This window comes from Streptococcus australis ATCC 700641 (assembly GCF_000186465.1).
Lineage (GTDB): Bacteria > Bacillota > Bacilli > Lactobacillales > Streptococcaceae > Streptococcus > Streptococcus australis.
In genome coordinates, this window is sequence record NZ_GL636091.1 from 1602535 (window position 1) to 1620504 (window position 17970).

The 17970-nt window shown below is 41.3% G+C and carries 14 protein-coding genes, 3 tRNA genes and 1 pseudogene; 3 read left to right on the top strand and 15 right to left on the bottom strand.

Going from position 1 to position 17970, the window contains the following annotated elements; genetic code table 11:
- Positions 1 to 64 precede the first annotated feature (64 nt).
- On the top strand, positions 65 to 709 hold the full coding sequence (locus HMPREF9421_RS07470; RefSeq protein ID WP_040803064.1) for a redox-sensing transcriptional repressor Rex: 645 nt from the start codon (positions 65 to 67) through the stop codon (positions 707 to 709).
- A gap of 186 nt (positions 710 to 895) precedes the next feature.
- Here HMPREF9421_RS07470 and radC read toward each other — a convergent pair whose 3' ends face one another.
- The 4 genes from radC to gyrA all read right to left on the bottom strand — a co-directional run bounded on the left by radC (position 896) and on the right by gyrA (position 5287).
- Positions 896 to 1579 (bottom strand): RadC family protein, encoded by a 684-nt coding sequence (gene radC, locus HMPREF9421_RS07475; RefSeq protein WP_006596412.1) that lies wholly within the window; start codon positions 1577 to 1579, stop codon positions 896 to 898.
- Positions 1580 to 1639: 60 nt separating this feature from the next.
- The gene (locus HMPREF9421_RS07480) at positions 1640 to 1918 is read right to left on the bottom strand and encodes a hypothetical protein (protein ID WP_006596413.1); all 279 of its coding nucleotides are present in this window, start codon (positions 1916 to 1918) and stop codon (positions 1640 to 1642) included.
- Between the two features lie 151 nt (positions 1919 to 2069).
- Positions 2070 to 2816, bottom strand: coding sequence for a class A sortase (locus HMPREF9421_RS07485; RefSeq protein WP_006596415.1), 747 nt, complete (start codon positions 2814 to 2816; stop codon positions 2070 to 2072).
- An 8-nt stretch (positions 2817 to 2824) separates the two neighbouring features.
- Positions 2825 to 5287, bottom strand: a complete 2463-nt coding sequence (gene gyrA, locus HMPREF9421_RS07490; protein ID WP_006596416.1) for a DNA gyrase subunit A — start codon at positions 5285 to 5287, stop codon at positions 2825 to 2827.
- A gap of 195 nt (positions 5288 to 5482) precedes the next feature.
- On the opposite strand from gyrA, the gene HMPREF9421_RS07495 reads away from it, so the two are divergent.
- Complete coding sequence (locus tag HMPREF9421_RS07495) at positions 5483 to 6469, top strand: L-lactate dehydrogenase (RefSeq protein WP_006596417.1); 987 nt, start codon at positions 5483 to 5485, stop codon at positions 6467 to 6469.
- Between the two features lie 44 nt (positions 6470 to 6513).
- Here HMPREF9421_RS07495 and HMPREF9421_RS07500 read toward each other — a convergent pair whose 3' ends face one another.
- From HMPREF9421_RS07500 to parE, 11 genes and pseudogenes are all read right to left on the bottom strand, one after another.
- Complete coding sequence (locus HMPREF9421_RS07500) at positions 6514 to 6930, bottom strand: NUDIX hydrolase (RefSeq protein WP_006596418.1); 417 nt, start codon at positions 6928 to 6930, stop codon at positions 6514 to 6516.
- Between the two features lie 56 nt (positions 6931 to 6986).
- Positions 6987 to 7058: transfer RNA gene (locus HMPREF9421_RS07505), tRNA-Arg, on the bottom strand.
- Positions 7059 to 7134: 76 nt separating this feature from the next.
- The gene (rpsA, locus tag HMPREF9421_RS07510; RefSeq protein ID WP_006596419.1) at positions 7135 to 8334 is read right to left on the bottom strand and encodes a 30S ribosomal protein S1; all 1200 of its coding nucleotides are present in this window, start codon (positions 8332 to 8334) and stop codon (positions 7135 to 7137) included.
- A gap of 167 nt (positions 8335 to 8501) precedes the next feature.
- Positions 8502 to 8573 (bottom strand) — tRNA-Gln (locus HMPREF9421_RS07515).
- 49 nt (positions 8574 to 8622) lie between these two features.
- Positions 8623 to 8703 (bottom strand) — tRNA-Tyr (locus HMPREF9421_RS07520).
- A 52-nt stretch (positions 8704 to 8755) separates the two neighbouring features.
- A complete protein-coding gene (locus HMPREF9421_RS07525) occupies positions 8756 to 8986 on the bottom strand; it encodes a DUF2969 domain-containing protein (protein WP_006596420.1) in 231 nt (76 codons plus the stop codon).
- A 142-nt stretch (positions 8987 to 9128) separates the two neighbouring features.
- Complete coding sequence (locus HMPREF9421_RS07530; RefSeq protein ID WP_006596421.1) at positions 9129 to 10154, bottom strand: branched-chain amino acid aminotransferase; 1026 nt, start codon at positions 10152 to 10154, stop codon at positions 9129 to 9131.
- A 172-nt stretch (positions 10155 to 10326) separates the two neighbouring features.
- Entirely contained in the window at positions 10327 to 12780 is a 2454-nt protein-coding gene (parC, locus tag HMPREF9421_RS07535) for a DNA topoisomerase IV subunit A (RefSeq protein ID WP_006596422.1), read from the bottom strand.
- A gap of 172 nt (positions 12781 to 12952) precedes the next feature.
- Positions 12953 to 13771, bottom strand: a pseudogene (locus HMPREF9421_RS10815) (aminoglycoside 6-adenylyltransferase).
- A 220-nt stretch (positions 13772 to 13991) separates the two neighbouring features.
- Positions 13992 to 15044, bottom strand: coding sequence for a hypothetical protein (locus tag HMPREF9421_RS07550; RefSeq protein ID WP_006596425.1), 1053 nt, complete (start codon positions 15042 to 15044; stop codon positions 13992 to 13994).
- A 1-nt stretch (position 15045) separates the two neighbouring features.
- Positions 15046 to 16995 carry a DNA topoisomerase IV subunit B gene (gene parE, locus HMPREF9421_RS07555; protein WP_006596426.1) on the bottom strand — a complete coding sequence of 650 codons (1950 nt, stop codon included), beginning with the start codon at positions 16993 to 16995 and terminating at the stop codon, positions 15046 to 15048.
- Positions 16996 to 17183: 188 nt separating this feature from the next.
- Here parE and plsY point away from each other — a divergent pair, with 188 nt between their 5' ends.
- The gene (gene plsY / locus HMPREF9421_RS07560; RefSeq protein ID WP_006597226.1) at positions 17184 to 17825 is read left to right on the top strand and encodes a glycerol-3-phosphate 1-O-acyltransferase PlsY; all 642 of its coding nucleotides are present in this window, start codon (positions 17184 to 17186) and stop codon (positions 17823 to 17825) included.
- Positions 17826 to 17970 lie beyond the last annotated feature (145 nt).

Here is a 17970-nt window from a genome sequence, read left to right on the forward strand (position 1 = left end):
TAGTAGAAGATAGTTGCTTTATTCACAAACTTTTTATACAATAGATTTGAAAGGTTGTGATATTGTGAAACAAGATAAGACTAATCCAATTCCTCGTGCTACTGCCAAACGACTCTCCTTGTATTACCGCATTTTTAAACGCTTTAATGCAGAGAAAATCGAGCGAGCAAATTCAAAACAGATCGCTGAAGCCATCGGTATTGACTCCGCGACTGTTCGTCGCGACTTCTCCTACTTCGGAGAGTTAGGACGACGTGGTTTTGGTTATGATGTCAAAAAGTTAATGAACTTCTTCGCAGATCTCTTAAATGATAACTCCATCACCAATGTTGCTATCGTCGGGATTGGAAATATGGGAAGTGCCCTGCTTCACTATCGCTTCCATGAGCGAAACAAAATGAAGATTGTCATGGCATTTGATACGGATGATCATGACTTAATCGGTACTAAAAGTAAAGATAACATTCCGATTTACGGCATCTCAACACTAAAAGAAAAACTAGAGGGTCAAGAGATTCAAACAGCTATTTTAACCGTTCCAAGTGTAAAATCTCAAGAAGTTGCAGATTTACTGGTTGAAGCTGGTATCAAGGGAATCCTTAGCTTTTCTCCAGTACACCTAACAGTTCCAAAGGATGTGGTTGTCCAATATGTCGATCTAACCAGCGAACTGCAAACCCTTCTCTACTTTATGCGCAAAAATTCATGATAAGCAAGAGAGTGGGACAGAAATCGGTAATTGGTTAGAATTCGATTTCGTCGTCCCACCTCCGCACAGTTGAGTAGGGCTGTAAAAGCTGATGAAATCAGCATATTAGAGCCCACTCAACCACTGCGTCTTGCTCGATAATCCAAAGACAATTGAGAGGCTAGGACTTTTGTCCCAGCCTCTTTTCTATACCAATAAATCTGTCTCCTCCCGGTAGCTGTAATAATCATCAGTTGAGACAATCAGATGGTCAAGAAAAACAATTCCTAGACAATTGCAGGCTTCAATCATTTGTTGAGTAACGCCATCATCATTCTTGCTCGGATGAATGATTCCGGATGGATGGTTGTGAACTAAGATTAAGGACGTCGCCATATGCTTGATGGCATAGTGCAAGATCTCTCGAGGTTCTGCAATGCTACGATTGACTGTACCGATAAAAATCACTTGCTGATGAATAATTTGATTTTGGGTATTCAGATACAAGGCCAGTAAATGCTCCTGTTTCTCATGGCCTATTTTTTGTTGCATCATTTTTGCTAGCTTCTGACTACTCATGATTTGTTCCGTTTCAATCACTTGGGAGGTCTGGATTCGTTTCCCAAGTTCAATAGCAGCTAATAGCTCAATGGCCTTTACTTTCCCAATTCCTGGAACTTCCTGTAACTCCTGAAGGCTCATACTAGCCAGTTCCTTTAAACTCTTTAGTGAGCCCAACAAGTCCTGAGCAATCTCGTAGACTGTTTTATTTTTGTTCCCCGTCCGTAATAAGATGGATAGCAATTCTTGATGACTGAGTTTATCAGGGCCTTCTGTTAGCAAACGTTCTCTAGGTAAAAGACCAGATTCTTGAAATACAATATGATACATAAAAACCTCCTCAATTAATAATTCGCAATTGAGGAGGAAAATGGATGATTCTGTATAAATTTATATAGGACAAACTACTTCTCTTAGGTTTTCAAGGATTCGATTTTCTTCGTTTGAAAAGTTAATTCTATAGCCTTCTTGCACTTGTTCCAAAGTCGCTAGGAATTGACGAATTTCGTATCGAATTAAGTGCTCTTGATTATCAGGAAGGTTTTTAATGGTTTCAAAGACCTGTTCAACTTCGTAGATCCCCTTGGTAATGAGCCCCGTTTTTGGAAAATCATTGACCAGTAAGCCATAGAAGTTTCTTAACAAAGTATAGATATCTTCTGTGTGCATTCGGTTCCTCCAAGCTTCTTTCTATCACTCTTCTATTATAAAATAGAAAGCATGCAAAAATATGTCAGTCAGGTAACATTTTATGACTATCCTCTTACAAGTTGGCAGAAAATTAACAAAAAAAGAGGTCAAGGACCTCTTTTTAAGTTGATTATAATTGCATTTGATTATAAGATTCAGTGAAAGCTTCTAGTATATCTTTTGGTGCTTTTGAGTAATCTACTGAAGTTTCCAAAGTACCTTTTACAATCGTACGATAAGTTGCTGCAGCATCCTCACAGGTCACCAGGGTAATTTCATTTACCCCTTCTCTATCTGCTATGACATCGACTCGATCTGGCGTCACTGTTTCAACAGAATTGATGACATAGGTATAGACTTTTTCCTTATCAGTGATATAGATTTTCATTCCAGCTTTGGCATGTTCTAATGGAGAAAAGAGCATTTCATTTGCCCCGGTCAAACCAAAGACATGGTGACTAGCCAGGGAGTAATTCCTTTGCCCCATAACTTGGTCCTCTTTCATAGTACCTGCCCCATAATAGAGTCCCACATTATCTAAGCCTTTAAAAATCGGAAGGTTCATTTTCAATTCTGGAATGGCAATCCCCCCAATAACAGGCAACTTCTGTGCCTGCCACTGGGCATTGATAACAGATTCTGTAGAAAGCGATTTAACTTCTTTAAAATCAAAGCTAGTCTTGGCATCTTTATTCTTATCGATGGTCTTTTTCGATACCTTGCTAACCTGGTACTGATTGGTATGCCAAACCATGATCATGTTCCGAATCGGAGCATTAAAGATCAGAGCAATAGACAAAAGGATCAGCAAGGTAGCAAAGATATTAATCAAGCGATTGCGTAAGCTTGTTTTCTTCTTTTTTCTTCTTGAAGCCATTTCTTATCCTACCCTTCACTTTCAGTTTCAGTCTCTGACTCATCTTTTTCGTCAGCTTGAACCGTTGTAAAGGTTACGATCTGGGCATCTTGATCCAGACGCATGACTTTTACACCCATGGTCGAACGTCCAGTTTGAGAAATATTGGCAACGCTGGTACGAATCATGACGCCTGTATTGGTGATAATCATCAAATCCTCATCTCCTTTGACAGTCATGAGTCCAGCTAGAGGACCATTTTTATCAGCTACATTAGCAGTTTTAATCCCTTTACCACCACGTCCTTTTGTTGGATACTCATCTGCACGCGTGCGTTTACCGTATCCCTTTTCAGTGATGATCAATACTTCATCTTGATCTGTAATGACACTTGCACCGACCACTTGGTCTCCTGGACGAAGGTTGACACCTCGGACACCAGTTGCTGAACGCCCCATATTCCGTACAACAGACTCTTTGAAGCGGACAGAATACCCAAATTTAGTCCCAATGATAACGTCCGTATTCCCATCAGTGAGGAAGACGTTGATCAGTTCATCCTCATCTTTGAGGTTAAGAGCTTTCAACCCATTTTGACGAATATTGGCAAACTCAGCTACACTAGTCCGTTTCACCAAACCTGAACGGGTTGTAAAGAAGAGATAGGCGTCTTCACTACGATCCTGAGCGACGTTTATAATTGTCTGAATGGATTCTCCATCGTCTAGCTTCAGCAAGTTGACAATCGGAAGTCCCTTAGCTGTACGGCCGTATTCAGGGATTTCATAGCCTTTGAGACGATATACCCGACCCTTATTGGTAAAGAAGAGCAAACGATCATGGGTACTGGTAGAAACCAATTCACGGACAAAGTCATCATCCTTGACCCCTGTACCTTGAACACCACGTCCCCCACGTTTTTGAGCAGTAAATTCATCCTGATCCAAGCGTTTGATGTAGCCTTTATTAGACAGTGTAATCAATACATTGGTCTCTTCAATCAAGTCTTCGTCTTCCAGTGAAAGAACTTCTCCCACCATCAACTCCGTGCGACGTGGATCTCCAAACTTGCGTTTTACTTCATCCAGCTCTTCCTTGATGATCGCGACCACACGCTCTGGCTTGGCTAAAATGTCAGCGAGATCAGCAATCAAAGCAATGAGGTCATCGTATTCGCTTTGAATCTTATCACGTTCCAAACCAGTCAAACGACGAAGACGCATATCCAAGATAGCTTGACTTTGGCGCTCAGAAAGCTTAAACTTACTCATCAATTCAGCTTGAGCTTCTGCATCTGTCTGGCTATTACGGATGATTTTAATCACTTCATCGATGTGATCAAGAGCGATTAAGAGACCTTCCAAGATATGGGCACGAGCTTCCGCCTTCTCTTTATCAAAAATCGTCCGACGAGTCACTACTTCTTTTTGGTGCTCAATATAAGATCCTAGGATCTCACGAAGAGAGAGAATCTTAGGGACACCGTTTTGGATAGCCAACATGTTGAAACCAAAGTTGGTCTGCATTTGGGTCATCTTGAAGAGGTTGTTTAAGATAACATTGGCTGATGCATCGCGACGGACTTCAATGACGAAACGAACCCCTTCACGGTTGGACTCATCTCGAACTGCCGTAATTCCATCAATTCGTTTTTCTTGAACCAAGCGAACGATGTGTTCATGCACTTTAGTCTTATTGACCATATAAGGGAATTCTGTAACGACAATGCGTTCGCGCCCTGTTTTAGTCTCTTCAATCTCCGTGCGAGAACGTAAGACAATTGAGCCCTTTCCTGTTTCATAGGCCTTATGAATACCTGATTTGCCCATGACCAAGGCCCCAGTAGGGAAGTCTGGTCCAGGAAGGACTTCCATCAACTCACGCGTTGTCACATCAGGATTGTCCATCATTAACTTGACAGCATCAATAGACTCACCGAGGTTGTGTGGCGGGATATTTGTCGCCATACCAACGGCAATCCCTGTGGCACCATTGACTAAAAGATTTGGGAAACGAGCTGGTAAAACAACAGGTTCTCGTTCATTGGCATCATAATTAGCAACAAAATCAACGGTATTTTTATTGATATCGCGAAGCATTTCAAGAGCAATCTTGCTCATACGTGCTTCGGTATAACGTTGCGCGGCAGCACCATCACCGTCCATAGAACCAAAGTTCCCATGCCCATCTACAAGCATGTAACGATAACTCCACCATTGAGCCATTCGAACCATAGCCTCATAAATAGAGGAGTCCCCATGCGGATGATATTTACCCATAACATCCCCAGTAATACGGGCAGATTTCTTATGCGGTTTATCTGGCGTAACACCAAGTTCATTCATTCCATATAGGATTCGACGATGAACTGGTTTTAAACCATCTCGAACGTCAGGAAGAGCCCGAGACACGATAACACTCATAGCGTAATCGATAAAACTGGTCTTCATTTCCGATGCTAAATTAACATCAACTAAGTTATTATCCTGCATTAAAACAATGCCTCTCTTTAATTAATTCACCATACTATTATAACACATTTAGTGCTTTTTTTCTCCTTCGGAACACAAGAGTAAAAACGTTTACATCATCCAAATTAGGCGTAAAATCGTGACAAAAAAATGCAAAAGTGGTAGAATAAAACCGAATGGGGAAAGCCCAAAAAAAATGAAGGAGACGTTTAGAAAATGACTTTAACTAAACAACATAAAAAAGTTATCCTTGTTGGTGATGGTGCGGTAGGTTCATCTTACGCTTTTGCACTTGTTACTCAAGGAATCGCACAAGAACTTGGTATCATCGAAATCCCTCAATTATTTGAAAAAGCGGTTGGTGATGCAGAAGACCTTAGCCATGCCCTTGCCTTCACTTCACCTAAGAAGATCTATGCTGCTAAGTACGAAGACTGTGCGGATGCAGACTTAGTTGTTATTACAGCAGGCGCTCCTCAAAAACCAGGCGAAACTCGTCTTGACCTCGTTGGTAAAAACCTTGCCATCAACAAATCTATCGTTGAGCAAGTCGTTGCTTCAGGATTTAACGGTATCTTCCTTGTAGCTGCAAACCCAGTTGACGTCTTGACATACTCTACTTGGAAATTCTCAGGTTTCCCTAAAGAACGTGTTATCGGTTCTGGTACTTCTCTTGACTCAGCTCGTTTCCGTCAAGCTCTTGCTGAAACTATCGGTGTTGATGCACGTTCGGTTCACGCCTACATCATGGGTGAACACGGAGACTCAGAGTTCGCTGTTTGGTCACATGCTAACGTTGCTGGTGTGAAATTGGAACAGTGGTTGCAAGCAAACCGTGACTTGAACGAAGCTGACCTTGTAGATCTCTTCATCTCTGTACGTGATGCTGCTTACTCAATCATCAACAAGAAAGGTGCTACTTACTACGGTATCGCCGTTGCCCTTGCTCGTATTACTCGTGCTATCCTTGATGATGAAAATGCAGTACTTCCACTTTCAGTCTTCCAAGAAGGTCAATACGGAGTTGAGAACGTCTTTATCGGTCAACCAGCGATCGTTGGTGCACACGGTATCGTTCGTCCAGTAAACATTCCATTGAACGACGCTGAAACACAAAAAATGCAAGCTTCTGCAAAAGAATTGCAAGCGATTATCGACGAAGCATGGAAGAACCCAGAATTCCAAGCAGCTTCTAAAAACTAAGAAAAAAACATCTCCTTATTAAAAGGGGATGTTTTTTAGTTGCTTTATTTGGATTTGTCAGCAAGGATTTCAAGCAAATAAGGCACAACGAGATTGCTCTCTATGTCTTTCAAAGAAGAAATCCAGATAAAGTCTGTATGCTCTTCTGGATCTAATATAAAATCACGCTCTTCCAAAATCTCGCCAGCATAAACTAGGCGTGTAAAGACAGTATCTTTGCTAGCATCAAATTGACTATCTTCGTGGATAATCTTATTAATCCGAAGCTTTTGATTAACCTCCTCCATAGACTCACGTAGAGCAGCCTCGTTGGGCAATTCATTCTCTTCTACACTTCCACCTGGAATATCCCAATAAGATGGATAGACATTAGGGAGACCTCGCTTTATTTTCGAGCGTTTGATAAGCATATACTTCCCGTCTTTCTCAATCAAGGTATGGGAGATTAATTTTATTGACATTGCATGTTCCTCCAAGAAAGAGCAAAAAAGACTCCGAGGAGCCTCGTTATGAATCATCCACCCTGAGGGAATCGAACCCCCATCTCAAGAACCGGAATCTTACGTGATATCCATTACACTAAGGGTGGCAACTGTTATAGTATATCAAATTCTCGAGAATTTTACAAGTAAAAAAAGCTTACCGAGAGGTAAGCTTTTTGAATATTACAATTCAATATCGCCAAACAAGTCAGCCATTGAGAATCCAGTTTGAGTTTCTGGAAGTTCAAAGTCACGTTTTTCTTGTTTTGGACGACGTGGACGTTGTTGACGTTTTTCTTGTTTTTCGCCTTCTTCTTGAGCTGGACGTTCTTCAAGAGCTTTAATAGAAAGTGATACACGTTCATCAGCAGCATTTACTTCAAGAACTTTAACAGTTACTTCTTGTCCAACTTTAAGCACATCTTTTGGATTTTCAACACGTTTGTGTGAAATTTGTGAGATGTGTACAAGTCCATCGATACCTGGCAATACTTCAACGAATGCACCGAAGTCAGTCAAACGTTTAACAGTACCTTCGATTACATCACCAGCAGCCAATTTTTGTTCAACGCCATCCCATGGTCCAGGTGTTGTAGCTTTCAATGAAAGTGATACGCGACCTTCTTCTTCGTTCAAGTCAAGAACTTTCACTTCGATTTCTTCACCAACAGTTACGACTGATTTAGGTGAAACGTTGCGTTCGTGTGACAATTCAGTCAAGTGAACCAATCCATCAACACCACCAAGGTCGATGAAAGCACCGAAGCTAGTAATACGGGCAACTTTACCAGTTACAACGTCACCAACGTTCAATTTACCAAATACTTCAGCGCGAGCTGCAGCTGATGCAGCTTCAACAACTTCACGACGAGAAAGGATGAAGCGGTTTTCTTTAGCGTCAACTTCTTTGATTTTAGCATCAAATTCTTGACCTACGAAACGTTCAGTGTTACGTACAAAACGAGTATCAAGCATTGAAGCTGGAATAAATCCACGAAGTCCTTCAAATTCTACTGAAAGTCCGCCCTTAACAGCGCGAGTTCCTTTAACAGTAACAACTTCTTCTTCACGTCCGACCAATTTGTCCCATGCTTTGCGAGCTTCCAAACGTTTTTTAGATACAAGGTAAGTTACTGTATCAGTATCTTTACCAACTACTTGACGAAGAACAAGCAATTCAAGTGTTTCACCTGGTTTTACCAAGTCGTTGATGTCCGCATCACGATCGTTTGTCAATTCGCGAAGAGTCAAGACACCTTCGACACCAGTTCCAGAGATTGCAACGTTAGCTTGTGTAGCGTCAACTGTCAAAACTTCAGCAGTAACAACATCACCTGGCTCAACTTGGCTAACACTGTTTAGCAAATCTTCAAATTCATTCATCTAAAAAATCCTCCAACAATCAAGTTTTCTAAACTTGACATACTTATAATTATTTTTCCTAAGCAAGCACTCGCAACGTAATCAAAATGATCTACAACGACATCTTCATATAAAGAAATAAAATACCTGAGTAGATATTTTACCACCTTATCTGATATTACCTAGAACTGGGGTAGCTGGATTCGAACCAACGCATGAGGGAGTCAAAGTCCCTTGCCTTACCGCTTGGCTATACCCCAAAAAGAGCGCTGACCTTAGTCACTTTATCATCGTCACAATGAACGCTAATGGAGAGAGAGGGATTCGAACCCCCGAACCCGAAGGAGCGGATTTACAGTCCGCCGCGTTTAGCCTCTTCGCTATCTCTCCAAGCAAATCAACAGTCACAATTATACCATTGATTTTATTAAAATGCAACCCCTTATTTGTTCAAATTATAATTTTCGATGGCACTTTCCACTGCTTTTTCAAGGGATTTATAAAGACTGTCTACAGATGCATTTTTAACGAGGGCAAATTGAGCCCCCATATCAGCAATCTCAGCAATAGCCTTCTTCCCAATCGTTAATTGATAGCCATCAAAGGTTTCCTTACCTACAACCACTTTACTATCTGCAATTTGAATTTCGATTTTTTTATCTTTTTTACTCATTCTTCTACCTCATTTCAACCCCTTTATTTTACAAAAATTTTCACATGCTTGCAAGCCGAAAATGTTTCATGATTAAATTATTTTGTTTTGCTAGTATTTATTCCTATGAAAAAAGAGGGAGTCCCCCCCTCTTATGATTGATTTATTCAGTTACCTTGAAGATCCATCCTTCTGGTGCTTCTATATCACCAAACTGGATGCCCGTTAATTCATCATAAAGCTTGCGGGTAATTGGTCCTACTTCTGTTTCTGAGTAGAAGACATGGAAGTCATCTCCGTGTTGAACTCCACCTATTGGTGAAATAACTGCGGCAGTTCCACAAGCCCCTGCTTCGACAAAGCGGTCTAGATGATCGATTGGGACATCCCCTTCGATTGGTTTCAAACCAAGACGATGCTCAGCAAGATAGAGCAAGGAATACTTGGTAATAGATGGCAGAATAGATGGGCTAAGTGGAGTCACAAACTCATTATCAGCTGTGATTCCAAAGAAGTTAGCAGATCCCACTTCTTCAATCTTGGTGTGGGTCGCTGGATCCAAGTAAATCACGTCTGAGAAGTTCCGAGACTTAGCTAATTTACCAGGTAAGAGGCTAGCGGCATAGTTTCCACCGACTTTCGCTGCACCCGTCCCATGAGGAGCTGCCCGGTCATATTCGTCTTGGATTAAGAAGTTGGTTGGAACCAAGCCACCCTTGAAGTAGTTTCCAACTGGCATAGCAAAGATAGTAAAGATGTATTCTTCTGCTGGCTTCACTCCTATGATATCTCCGACTCCAATCAAAAGCGGACGAAGATAGAGTGTTCCACCTGTTCCATACGGTGGGACATATTCTTCATTGGCACGCACTACTGCTTTACAAGCTTCCACAAACATATCCGTTGGAACTTGAGGCATCAAAAGACGATCAGCAGTCCGTTGCAGGCGTTTGGCATTTTCATCTGGACGGAACAATTGAATACTGCCATCTTTTGTACGGTAGGCTTTCAGCCCCTCGAAAGCTTGCTGTCCATAGTGCAAACTTGGAGAAGATTCCGAAATATGAAGTGTAGCATTTTCGGATAGTTCTCCTTTTTCCCAAGCACCATTGCGGTAATAGGCGATGTAGCGGTAAGGTAATTTCATATAAGAAAATCCAAGATTTTCCCAATCAAGTGATACTGTCATGTCTGTTATCCTTCTTCCATTCAAGACTTGCTAAATAGCAAGAGCCACCTGTGAAGATGACTTTATTCATGTACTCTATTTTACACCATTTCATGAGAATTTCAAGTGAAGTTTGCAATTTTCTGAAAATTTATCAATCAAGAAAGCCAGCCACAAATGAGCTGACTTTTACTTACTTAATTCTAGCTGAATAGACTTCTTGATCAGAGATTTGATCGTTGACAAAGGAACCATTGCTAGTTCGTTCTGACAAGCTGAGCTGGGTAACATCTACTTCTGTCACCTGACCTGTTGTGGAGGTAATCTGAAGGATTTGATCCTGCTCTGCTACTTCTTCCTGGCTCGTAAAGAGATCAAAATCTCCTTGGTCCGTAAAGACTGGACCTGCCTTGAAGACACGGTGTGGTTTAGACTTTAATTCACGAAGGACTTGGAGTCCCCGCTTAGCCCGGCTGGTCACTGGAATATCGTCCTGGGACATCCGTTTCAGACTGCCTCGCTGGGTCAGAATGTACATGCTTGGCGTCGTCGACTTAAAGACGGCTGCCACTTGATCCCCGTCTTTGAGGTTAATGGCTTTAACACCTGCTGCTTTGGCCCCAACTACTGGGACTTCTTCAATATTGAAGCGTAAGCCGTAACCATTTTTGGTAATGATCATGATGTCCTCGAGGACAACTGGTGCAACCGCTATGATACGGTCCTCTTGGTCTTTCAGTTTAGCGTACTTAGTTGATTTAGAACGATAGGTCCGCCATGGGCTCAATTCCTTGCGTTCAAAGCGCTTGATTTGGCCTTGTTGGGTAGCTGCGAAGTAGGTCACTCCTTCAAATTGATCCACAATCTCCGCAAAGAGAATTTCTTCTTCCTGCTCGAAATTGGTCAAGGTTTGACTGAGGTGTTCACCGATGTCCTTCCACTTGGTATCTGCTAATTCATGAACAGGTCGATAAATGGCATTTCCCAAGTTGGTAAAGAGTAAGAGATGCTGGGTAGTCTTAGCAGGCTCTACGAAAATCAATTCATCGTCGTCCCGCTTACCGACTTCTTCCACTGTAGATGCATTGAAAGAACGAGGAGAGGTCCGTTTGATATAACCAGCACGGGTCACGCTAACGAAGGTTTCTTCTTCGACAATGAGGCTGGCTGTATCAATCTCAATTGTTTTAGCAGTGTCTTGTAGCTCACTACGACGCGGATTGCCAAAGAGCTTCTTAACTTCACGCAATTCCTTCTTCATGAGATTGAACATAGTCCGTTCATCCCCTATGATAGCAGCCAAGGTCGCGATTTGCTCCTTGAGGTTAGCATGCTCTTCTTCCAAGGTGACGATATCTGTATTGGTCAAACGGTACAATTGCAAGGTGACAATGGCTTCTGCTTGCTCTTCTGTGAAATCATAGCTGATCTTAAGGTTTTCCTTAGCATCTGCCTTGTTATCAGAAGCACGGATCAGAGCGATGACTTCATCAAGGATGGAAATCACGCGGATCAAACCTTCTACAATGTGGAGGCGTCGTTCGGCCTTTTCCTTGTCAAAGCGAGAGCGAGCGACAATGATATCTCGACGGTGAGCAATGTAGCTTGATAAAATCGGTACAATCCCCACTTGACGAGGGGTATAGTTGTCAATTGCCACCATATTGAAGTTGTAGTTGACCTGCAAATCTGTGTACTTGAACAAGTAGTTCAAGATTAGATCTGCATTGGCATCTTTCTTTAACTCAATGGCAATGCGAAGACCATCCCGGTCAGACTCATCCCGAACTTCTGCAATACCGGCCACCTTGTTATTGACACGAACATCGTCGATCTTCTTGACCAAGACGGCCTTGTTGATCTCATAAGGAATCTCAGTGACGACGATTTGCTGCTTGCCCCCTTTGAGTTGCTCGATCTCTGTCTTAGAGCGGACAACCACCCGTCCCTTACCAGTTTCATAAGCTTTCTTGATCTCATCGCGCCCTTGGATAATGGCACCAGTCGGAAAATCAGGTCCAGGTAGAAACTCCATGAGTTTGTCTACCTTAGCAGAAGGATGGTCGATCATGTAGACCACGGCATCGATGACTTCAGCAAGGTTATGGGGCGGAATATCTGTCGCATAACCAGCAGAAATACCTGTAGCTCCATTGACCAACAGGTTAGGAAAGGCTGCAGGCAAAACAGTTGGCTCTTTTTCTGTATCGTCAAAGTTCCAGGCAAATGGTACGGTGTTCTTTTCGATATCTTGAAGGAGATAACCAGCAATTTCAGATAGACGGGCTTCCGTATAACGCATGGCAGCCGGTGGATCACCGTCCATGGAACCATTGTTACCGTGCATCTCAACAAGAATCTCACGATTCTTCCAGTCTTGAGACATGCGGACCATGGCATCATAGATCGAACTATCCCCGTGAGGGTGGAAATTCCCCATGATATTTCCGACAGACTTAGCCGACTTGCGGTAGCCCTTGTCATGGGTATTGCCATCCTTATTCATAGAATAAAGGATCCGCCGTTGAACAGGTTTCAAGCCATCCCGAATATCAGGAAGAGCCCGTTCTTGAATAATGTATTTGGAGTAGCGACCAAAGCGCTCCCCCATGATGTCCTCCAAGGACATATTTTGGATATTACTCATATAGGGTACAACGCCCGTAAAATGCTAAGGATAATAGAACATTTATCTTTTTCACACAGTACTTTGGGCGCGTTTAACTCCTTTCAAAGAATGTTGAGTAGTCTTTTATATATATAGGTATTCAGTTACACCAAGTAACCAAAGGATCTTTTTTTAGTTTAAAATAGATTCATTAATGATTAGAAAGTTTCTCTTTAGCATAAGCTATCATCTTCTCAGCCACTTCCTTATCGTAAGTAAACCCCATCTTTTGAGCCAGAATTTGAGCTTCTCGATCGAATCCCTTCATGGTGGAAAATAAAGACTGAGTGATTTTATCGAAACTGGATAAATCAAGCAGTGCTGAGAATTCCTTCTCTTTCTCAGCTGGGAGATAGTGAAAGAGGTACTTGTAATTCTTTCCGATATCAACTGCTCCCCTATCACTTGTCACCTGCCAAGCTAGAACCTTGAGCAATTCTTGCTGGCAAATGCCATAGAGGTGATCGGTCGCATAGATGAGCTGATTTCTTCGGATCCCTTTGACGACATAAGTCGATACCTACCAAAATTCATTGCAGGATGCTGCAAATTCCTCTTCGGAGGGCGGAGCGGTCCAATAGCGCTTGGCATTAGGCTGATAGGCTTCAAATAAACCATTTTCTTCTTTTAGCACTCTGAAACCTGCCTCGCTATCCACCCACTCTTGGATGTGTTCCTTGGGACAGAGGGTCAAATCAATACGATTGCCATCTTCAAAAAGCATGAGATACAGACGACGGTGTCCAAGGACATTGTGCTGTTCAATCAGACGCATTCCAAACTGGTCTAGCCAAGATAAATCAGATAACAAGTCGTTCAAATTCTCAACAATATAGACCACATCGTAGTCCTGAAATTCATCTTTTGGAGACTCTGAATTGGTCCGCGATCCGGATAAGGCAACTGCTTCCACTTGCAGGGTTTCAGCAATTTGTAGAATCAGTTCCATCATTTTATTTTCAGTTTTCATGGAACACCTACTTCGTATAAAAAATTGAAACTATCTCTATAAATTAAGTAATACTTCATAAAAATAGATAAATCATAGATAAACTAACATACACAATTTTTATCTAGCTCTCTTTATTCTAGAAAACTCATCAAGAATAAAAAAAGTACATTGAATTACATCAAAGTTTGTCAAATAATATTCTTATGAAGAATTTATTTATCTTATTAATTTATTAAAACTAGATAAAACTATTGGAGCTATTTCTGTATTGCTTACATAATTTTATATTTCTTGCCCTAACTGCTTTATAAAGTCTATAATCATCATAGTTTTTTAAATCTTTTAAAGATTTTAGTTCATTTTTTACAATAATTAATAAAAACTTTTCTGTACTTAATAACTTTTCTTTATACTTTTCTCCACCAAAATAATAGCATTTCTTTAATTCTTTATACCTTGGTTTCTTTAAAAGCAATTGCTCTTGAAAAATATTTTGAGCTTTTTCATACATTTTTGAAAGAATATACGAATTATAAGCTTCAAAAAAAGCTGTCTGAACAACTAATATTAAACAAAGAATGCCAATTAGCCTAATTTTGTCTATGTCAATACCGATTATAAATGTTACTATAGCAAGAATCAAAAGTATCATGCGATTTTCAGTCTCCATAGCTTCAATCTCAAAAACATCTTGTATCTTTAAAACGAGATAAAGAGATATGCAAGAACCGGCTGAAATTGAAGTAAAAATTAACCAAAACAGGCATACGAAATCACCACAAGAAGTTTTTAATAAATACTCCTTAAATAGATTATCGAAAAAGTTTAATATTCTATTGGGAGTATTTGTATCTGAGATACTTGCCATTATTATATCACCCAAAATAAATGAATTTATAAAAATTAAAATAGTAAATAAAATTCGACGTAAATATCTATTAAAAGATAATATAAGTAATAAAATAGTATTGTATGCATAAGACAGTGACAAAGAAAGTAAAAAAATAAATAAGATTCCAATTAATAAATTGTTAGATATACCCAGGAACATAATTATAATAAATAAAAATATCATTATAATTGTCATAACAATGGCTCTTATTAAATAGCCACTAAGTTTAGTTTTAGAACTAACATTATTCATTATGTAATCTTTATTTGCTAGAACTTTCAATGCATCGAGTCTTTCTTGTACCTTTTTCTTTTGATTATTATCATAGACTAAATATAAAATATTACATCTTTTTGTGAATCTGTTTAATATGTCTAATAATACTCTAATAATAAACATCTTAAAACACTCCACTCTCTTCCAGGGTAAACTTAACGTTATCTTCAATCCATTGACGACGTGGGGCCGCCTTATCGCCCATTAGGACTGAGACACGGCGTTCTGCACGCGCCAAGTCATCAATGGTGACACGGATCAAGGTACGGGTCTCTGGGTTCATGGTGGTTTCCCAAAGTTGGTCCGCATTCATTTCCCCCAACCCTTTGTACCGTTGAAGGGTTGCTCCACGGCCAAAAGTTCGACGTAGGTCTTCTAATTCACTGTCTGTCCAGGCATAAGCCACTTCTTCTTTTTTCCCTTTGCCTTTAGACATCTTGTAAAGAGGAGGCATGGCGATATAGACACGTCCTGCTTCGACCAAGGGACGCATATAGCGATAGAAGAAAGTTAGGAGCAAGGTCTGAATGTGGGCACCATCCGTATCCGCATCGGTCATGATAATAATCTTGTCATAGTTGGCATCTTCGATCGTAAAGTCAGCCCCAACTCCAGCACCGATGGTGTAGATCATGGTGTTGATTTCCTCGTTTTTGAGGATATCGCTCATGTTGGCCTTTTCAGTATTGAGAACCTTCCCTCGAAGTGGAAGGATGGCCTGGAACTTGCGGTCCCGACCTTGCTTAGCCGATCCACCAGCTGAGTCTCCTTCGACTAGATAGAGTTCATTCTTAGCAGCATTCTTGGACTGGGCCGGGGTCAATTTACCAGACAAGAGCCCCTTGTCCTTCTTGTTCTTCTTGCCATTTCGACTCTCATCACGCGCCTTCCGAGCTGCTTCACGCGCATCCCGGGCCTTGATGGCCTTGCGAATCAGATTGGAAGCTAATTCCCCATTTTCCATGAGGAAGAAGGTCAACTTGTCAGCGACAATGCCATCAACAACTGGACGAGCCAGTGGACTTCCTAGTTTGTCCTTGGTTTGCCCTTCAAACTGCAAATGGGCTTCTGGAACCAAGATCGAAAGAACAGCTGAAAGACCTTCACGATAGTCTGATCCTTCTAGGTTCTTGTCTTTTTCTTTGAGAAGTCCTGTTTTTCTTGCATAGTCGTTCATGGCCTTGGTAATGGCAGTCTTGAGTCCTGTCTCATGGGTTCCCCCATCTTTGGTGCGGACATTATTGACAAAGGACAAGATATTGTCAGAATAACCATCATTGTACTGGAGAGCGACTTCTACTTGGAATCCTTCTGATTCTCCATTAAAGTAGAGAACCGGCGTCAAGGTTTCCTTATCTTCATTTAAGTACTCAACGAAATCCTGTACCCCATTCTCGTAATGGAAGGCCACATGGTTGTCTTCTTCCTTACGGAGATCAGTCAGCGTCAACGTCACATCCTTGAGCAAGAAAGCTGATTCTTTGATCCGTTCGGCAATAGTATTAAACTTGAAATCCGTCGTTGAGAAGATGGTTGCATCCGGCATGAAGGTAACCTTGGTCCCTGTCTTAGACTTAGGTGCCGATCCTATCTTCTCAAGAGTGGTAACTGGTTTCCCACCATTTTCAAAGCGTTGTTTATAGACCGCTCCATCACGGGTAATCTCAACCTCAAGCCAGCTAGAGAGGGCGTTTACGACCGAAGATCCCACTCCGTGGAGACCACCAGAGGTCTTATACCCACCTTGACCAAACTTCCCACCTGCGTGGAGGACGGTAAAGATGACCTCAACGGTTGGTTTACCCATGGCATGCATCCCTGTCGGCATCCCCCGACCTTGGTCCGCTACAGATAGGGAACCGTCTTTGTTAATTGTAACGTCAATTTGAGAACCAAAACCAGATAAGGCTTCATCGACGGCATTGTCGACAATTTCCCAGACCAAATGGTGGAGACCATTCCCGTCTGTCGATCCAATATACATCCCTGGACGTTTACGGACCGCATCCAACCCTTCTAGTACCTGAATGGCATCGTCATTATAATTATTAATGTTGATTTCCTTTTTAGACACAAGGAACCTCCTGTTTGTTCATCTTTTCTATATTACAGCTTTTTAGGAAATTTTGCAAAATTTTTCTTTCTTCTCTCCCTTTAAGTAGCCCATTTAAGTGCGATTAGCTTAAAACAACTATCCGATGTGACAATTATGGACGAAATTTTCTTTTTCATTCAAAGCAATTTTGATATAATGAAACTATGATGAAAACAATTCTTTTACTCGTATTAGCATACCTATTAGGCTCTATCCCTTCTGGTTTGTGGATAGGAAAAGCCTTCTTTAACATCAATCTCCGCGAACACGGTTCTGGAAATACAGGAACCACCAATACCTTCCGTATCCTAGGTACGAAGGCAGGTCTGGTCGTCTTTGCTGTTGATTTCCTCAAGGGAACCTTGGCTGTTTTATTGCCGACTATTTTTGGGGTTACAGGGATTTCGCCAATGGTCTTTGGTCTTCTCGCAGTCCTTGGTCATACCTTCCCCATTTTTGCAGGATTTAAAGGAGGCAAGGCAGTCGCGACCAGTGCTGGGGTTCTTATTGGTTTCTCTCCCGTTTTCCTCATCCTCTTAGCCATCTATTTCTTTGTTAGCCTCTATTTGACCAGCATGATTTCCTTTTCAAGTGTGACAGTCGCAATTTTGGCAAGTATCGGAGTCCTCATCCTCCCGCTGACTGGTTGGGTTCTCCCGAGCTACGATCTGATTTTTACCATCGTCGTCCTCGCTTTAGCGACCTTGATTATTATCCGCCACAAGGACAATATCAAACGAATCCTCAACAAGAATGAAAATATCATCTCCTGGGGAAAAAACATCACCCATCAAAAACATAAAGACTAGAGCTTTTGCTCTAGTTTTTTTGTTTGCGATCACTTTGTCAGCACTTCTCTTTAAAAAAGTTCTATAAGTTTTTTCTTCCTTTTGTTTTTAATCATTGCAGTTAAGGAGGATTTAGTTTATAATATCTTGAATTCAAAATCGGGAG

Coding starts and splice junctions, on each gene's coding strand:
- HMPREF9421_RS07485 (WP_006596415.1), bottom strand. CDS start 2,816: ATGGCTTCAAGAAGAAAAAAGAAGAAAACAAGCTTACGCAATCGCTTG.
- HMPREF9421_RS07530 (WP_006596421.1), bottom strand. CDS start 10,154: ATGACAGTATCACTTGATTGGGAAAATCTTGGATTTTCTTATATGAAA.
- radC (WP_006596412.1), bottom strand. CDS start 1,579: ATGTATCATATTGTATTTCAAGAATCTGGTCTTTTACCTAGAGAACGT.
- gyrA (WP_006596416.1), bottom strand. CDS start 5,287: ATGCAGGATAATAACTTAGTTGATGTTAATTTAGCATCGGAAATGAAG.
- HMPREF9421_RS07500 (WP_006596418.1), bottom strand. CDS start 6,930: ATGTCAATAAAATTAATCTCCCATACCTTGATTGAGAAAGACGGGAAG.
- plsY (WP_006597226.1), top strand. CDS start 17,184: ATGAAAACAATTCTTTTACTCGTATTAGCATACCTATTAGGCTCTATC.
- HMPREF9421_RS07495 (WP_006596417.1), top strand. CDS start 5,483: ATGACTTTAACTAAACAACATAAAAAAGTTATCCTTGTTGGTGATGGT.
- HMPREF9421_RS07480 (WP_006596413.1), bottom strand. CDS start 1,918: ATGCACACAGAAGATATCTATACTTTGTTAAGAAACTTCTATGGCTTA.
- HMPREF9421_RS07550 (WP_006596425.1), bottom strand. CDS start 15,044: ATGTTTATTATTAGAGTATTATTAGACATATTAAACAGATTCACAAAA.
- HMPREF9421_RS07525 (WP_006596420.1), bottom strand. CDS start 8,986: ATGAGTAAAAAAGATAAAAAAATCGAAATTCAAATTGCAGATAGTAAA.
- rpsA (WP_006596419.1), bottom strand. CDS start 8,334: ATGAATGAATTTGAAGATTTGCTAAACAGTGTTAGCCAAGTTGAGCCA.
- parC (WP_006596422.1), bottom strand. CDS start 12,780: ATGAGTAATATCCAAAATATGTCCTTGGAGGACATCATGGGGGAGCGC.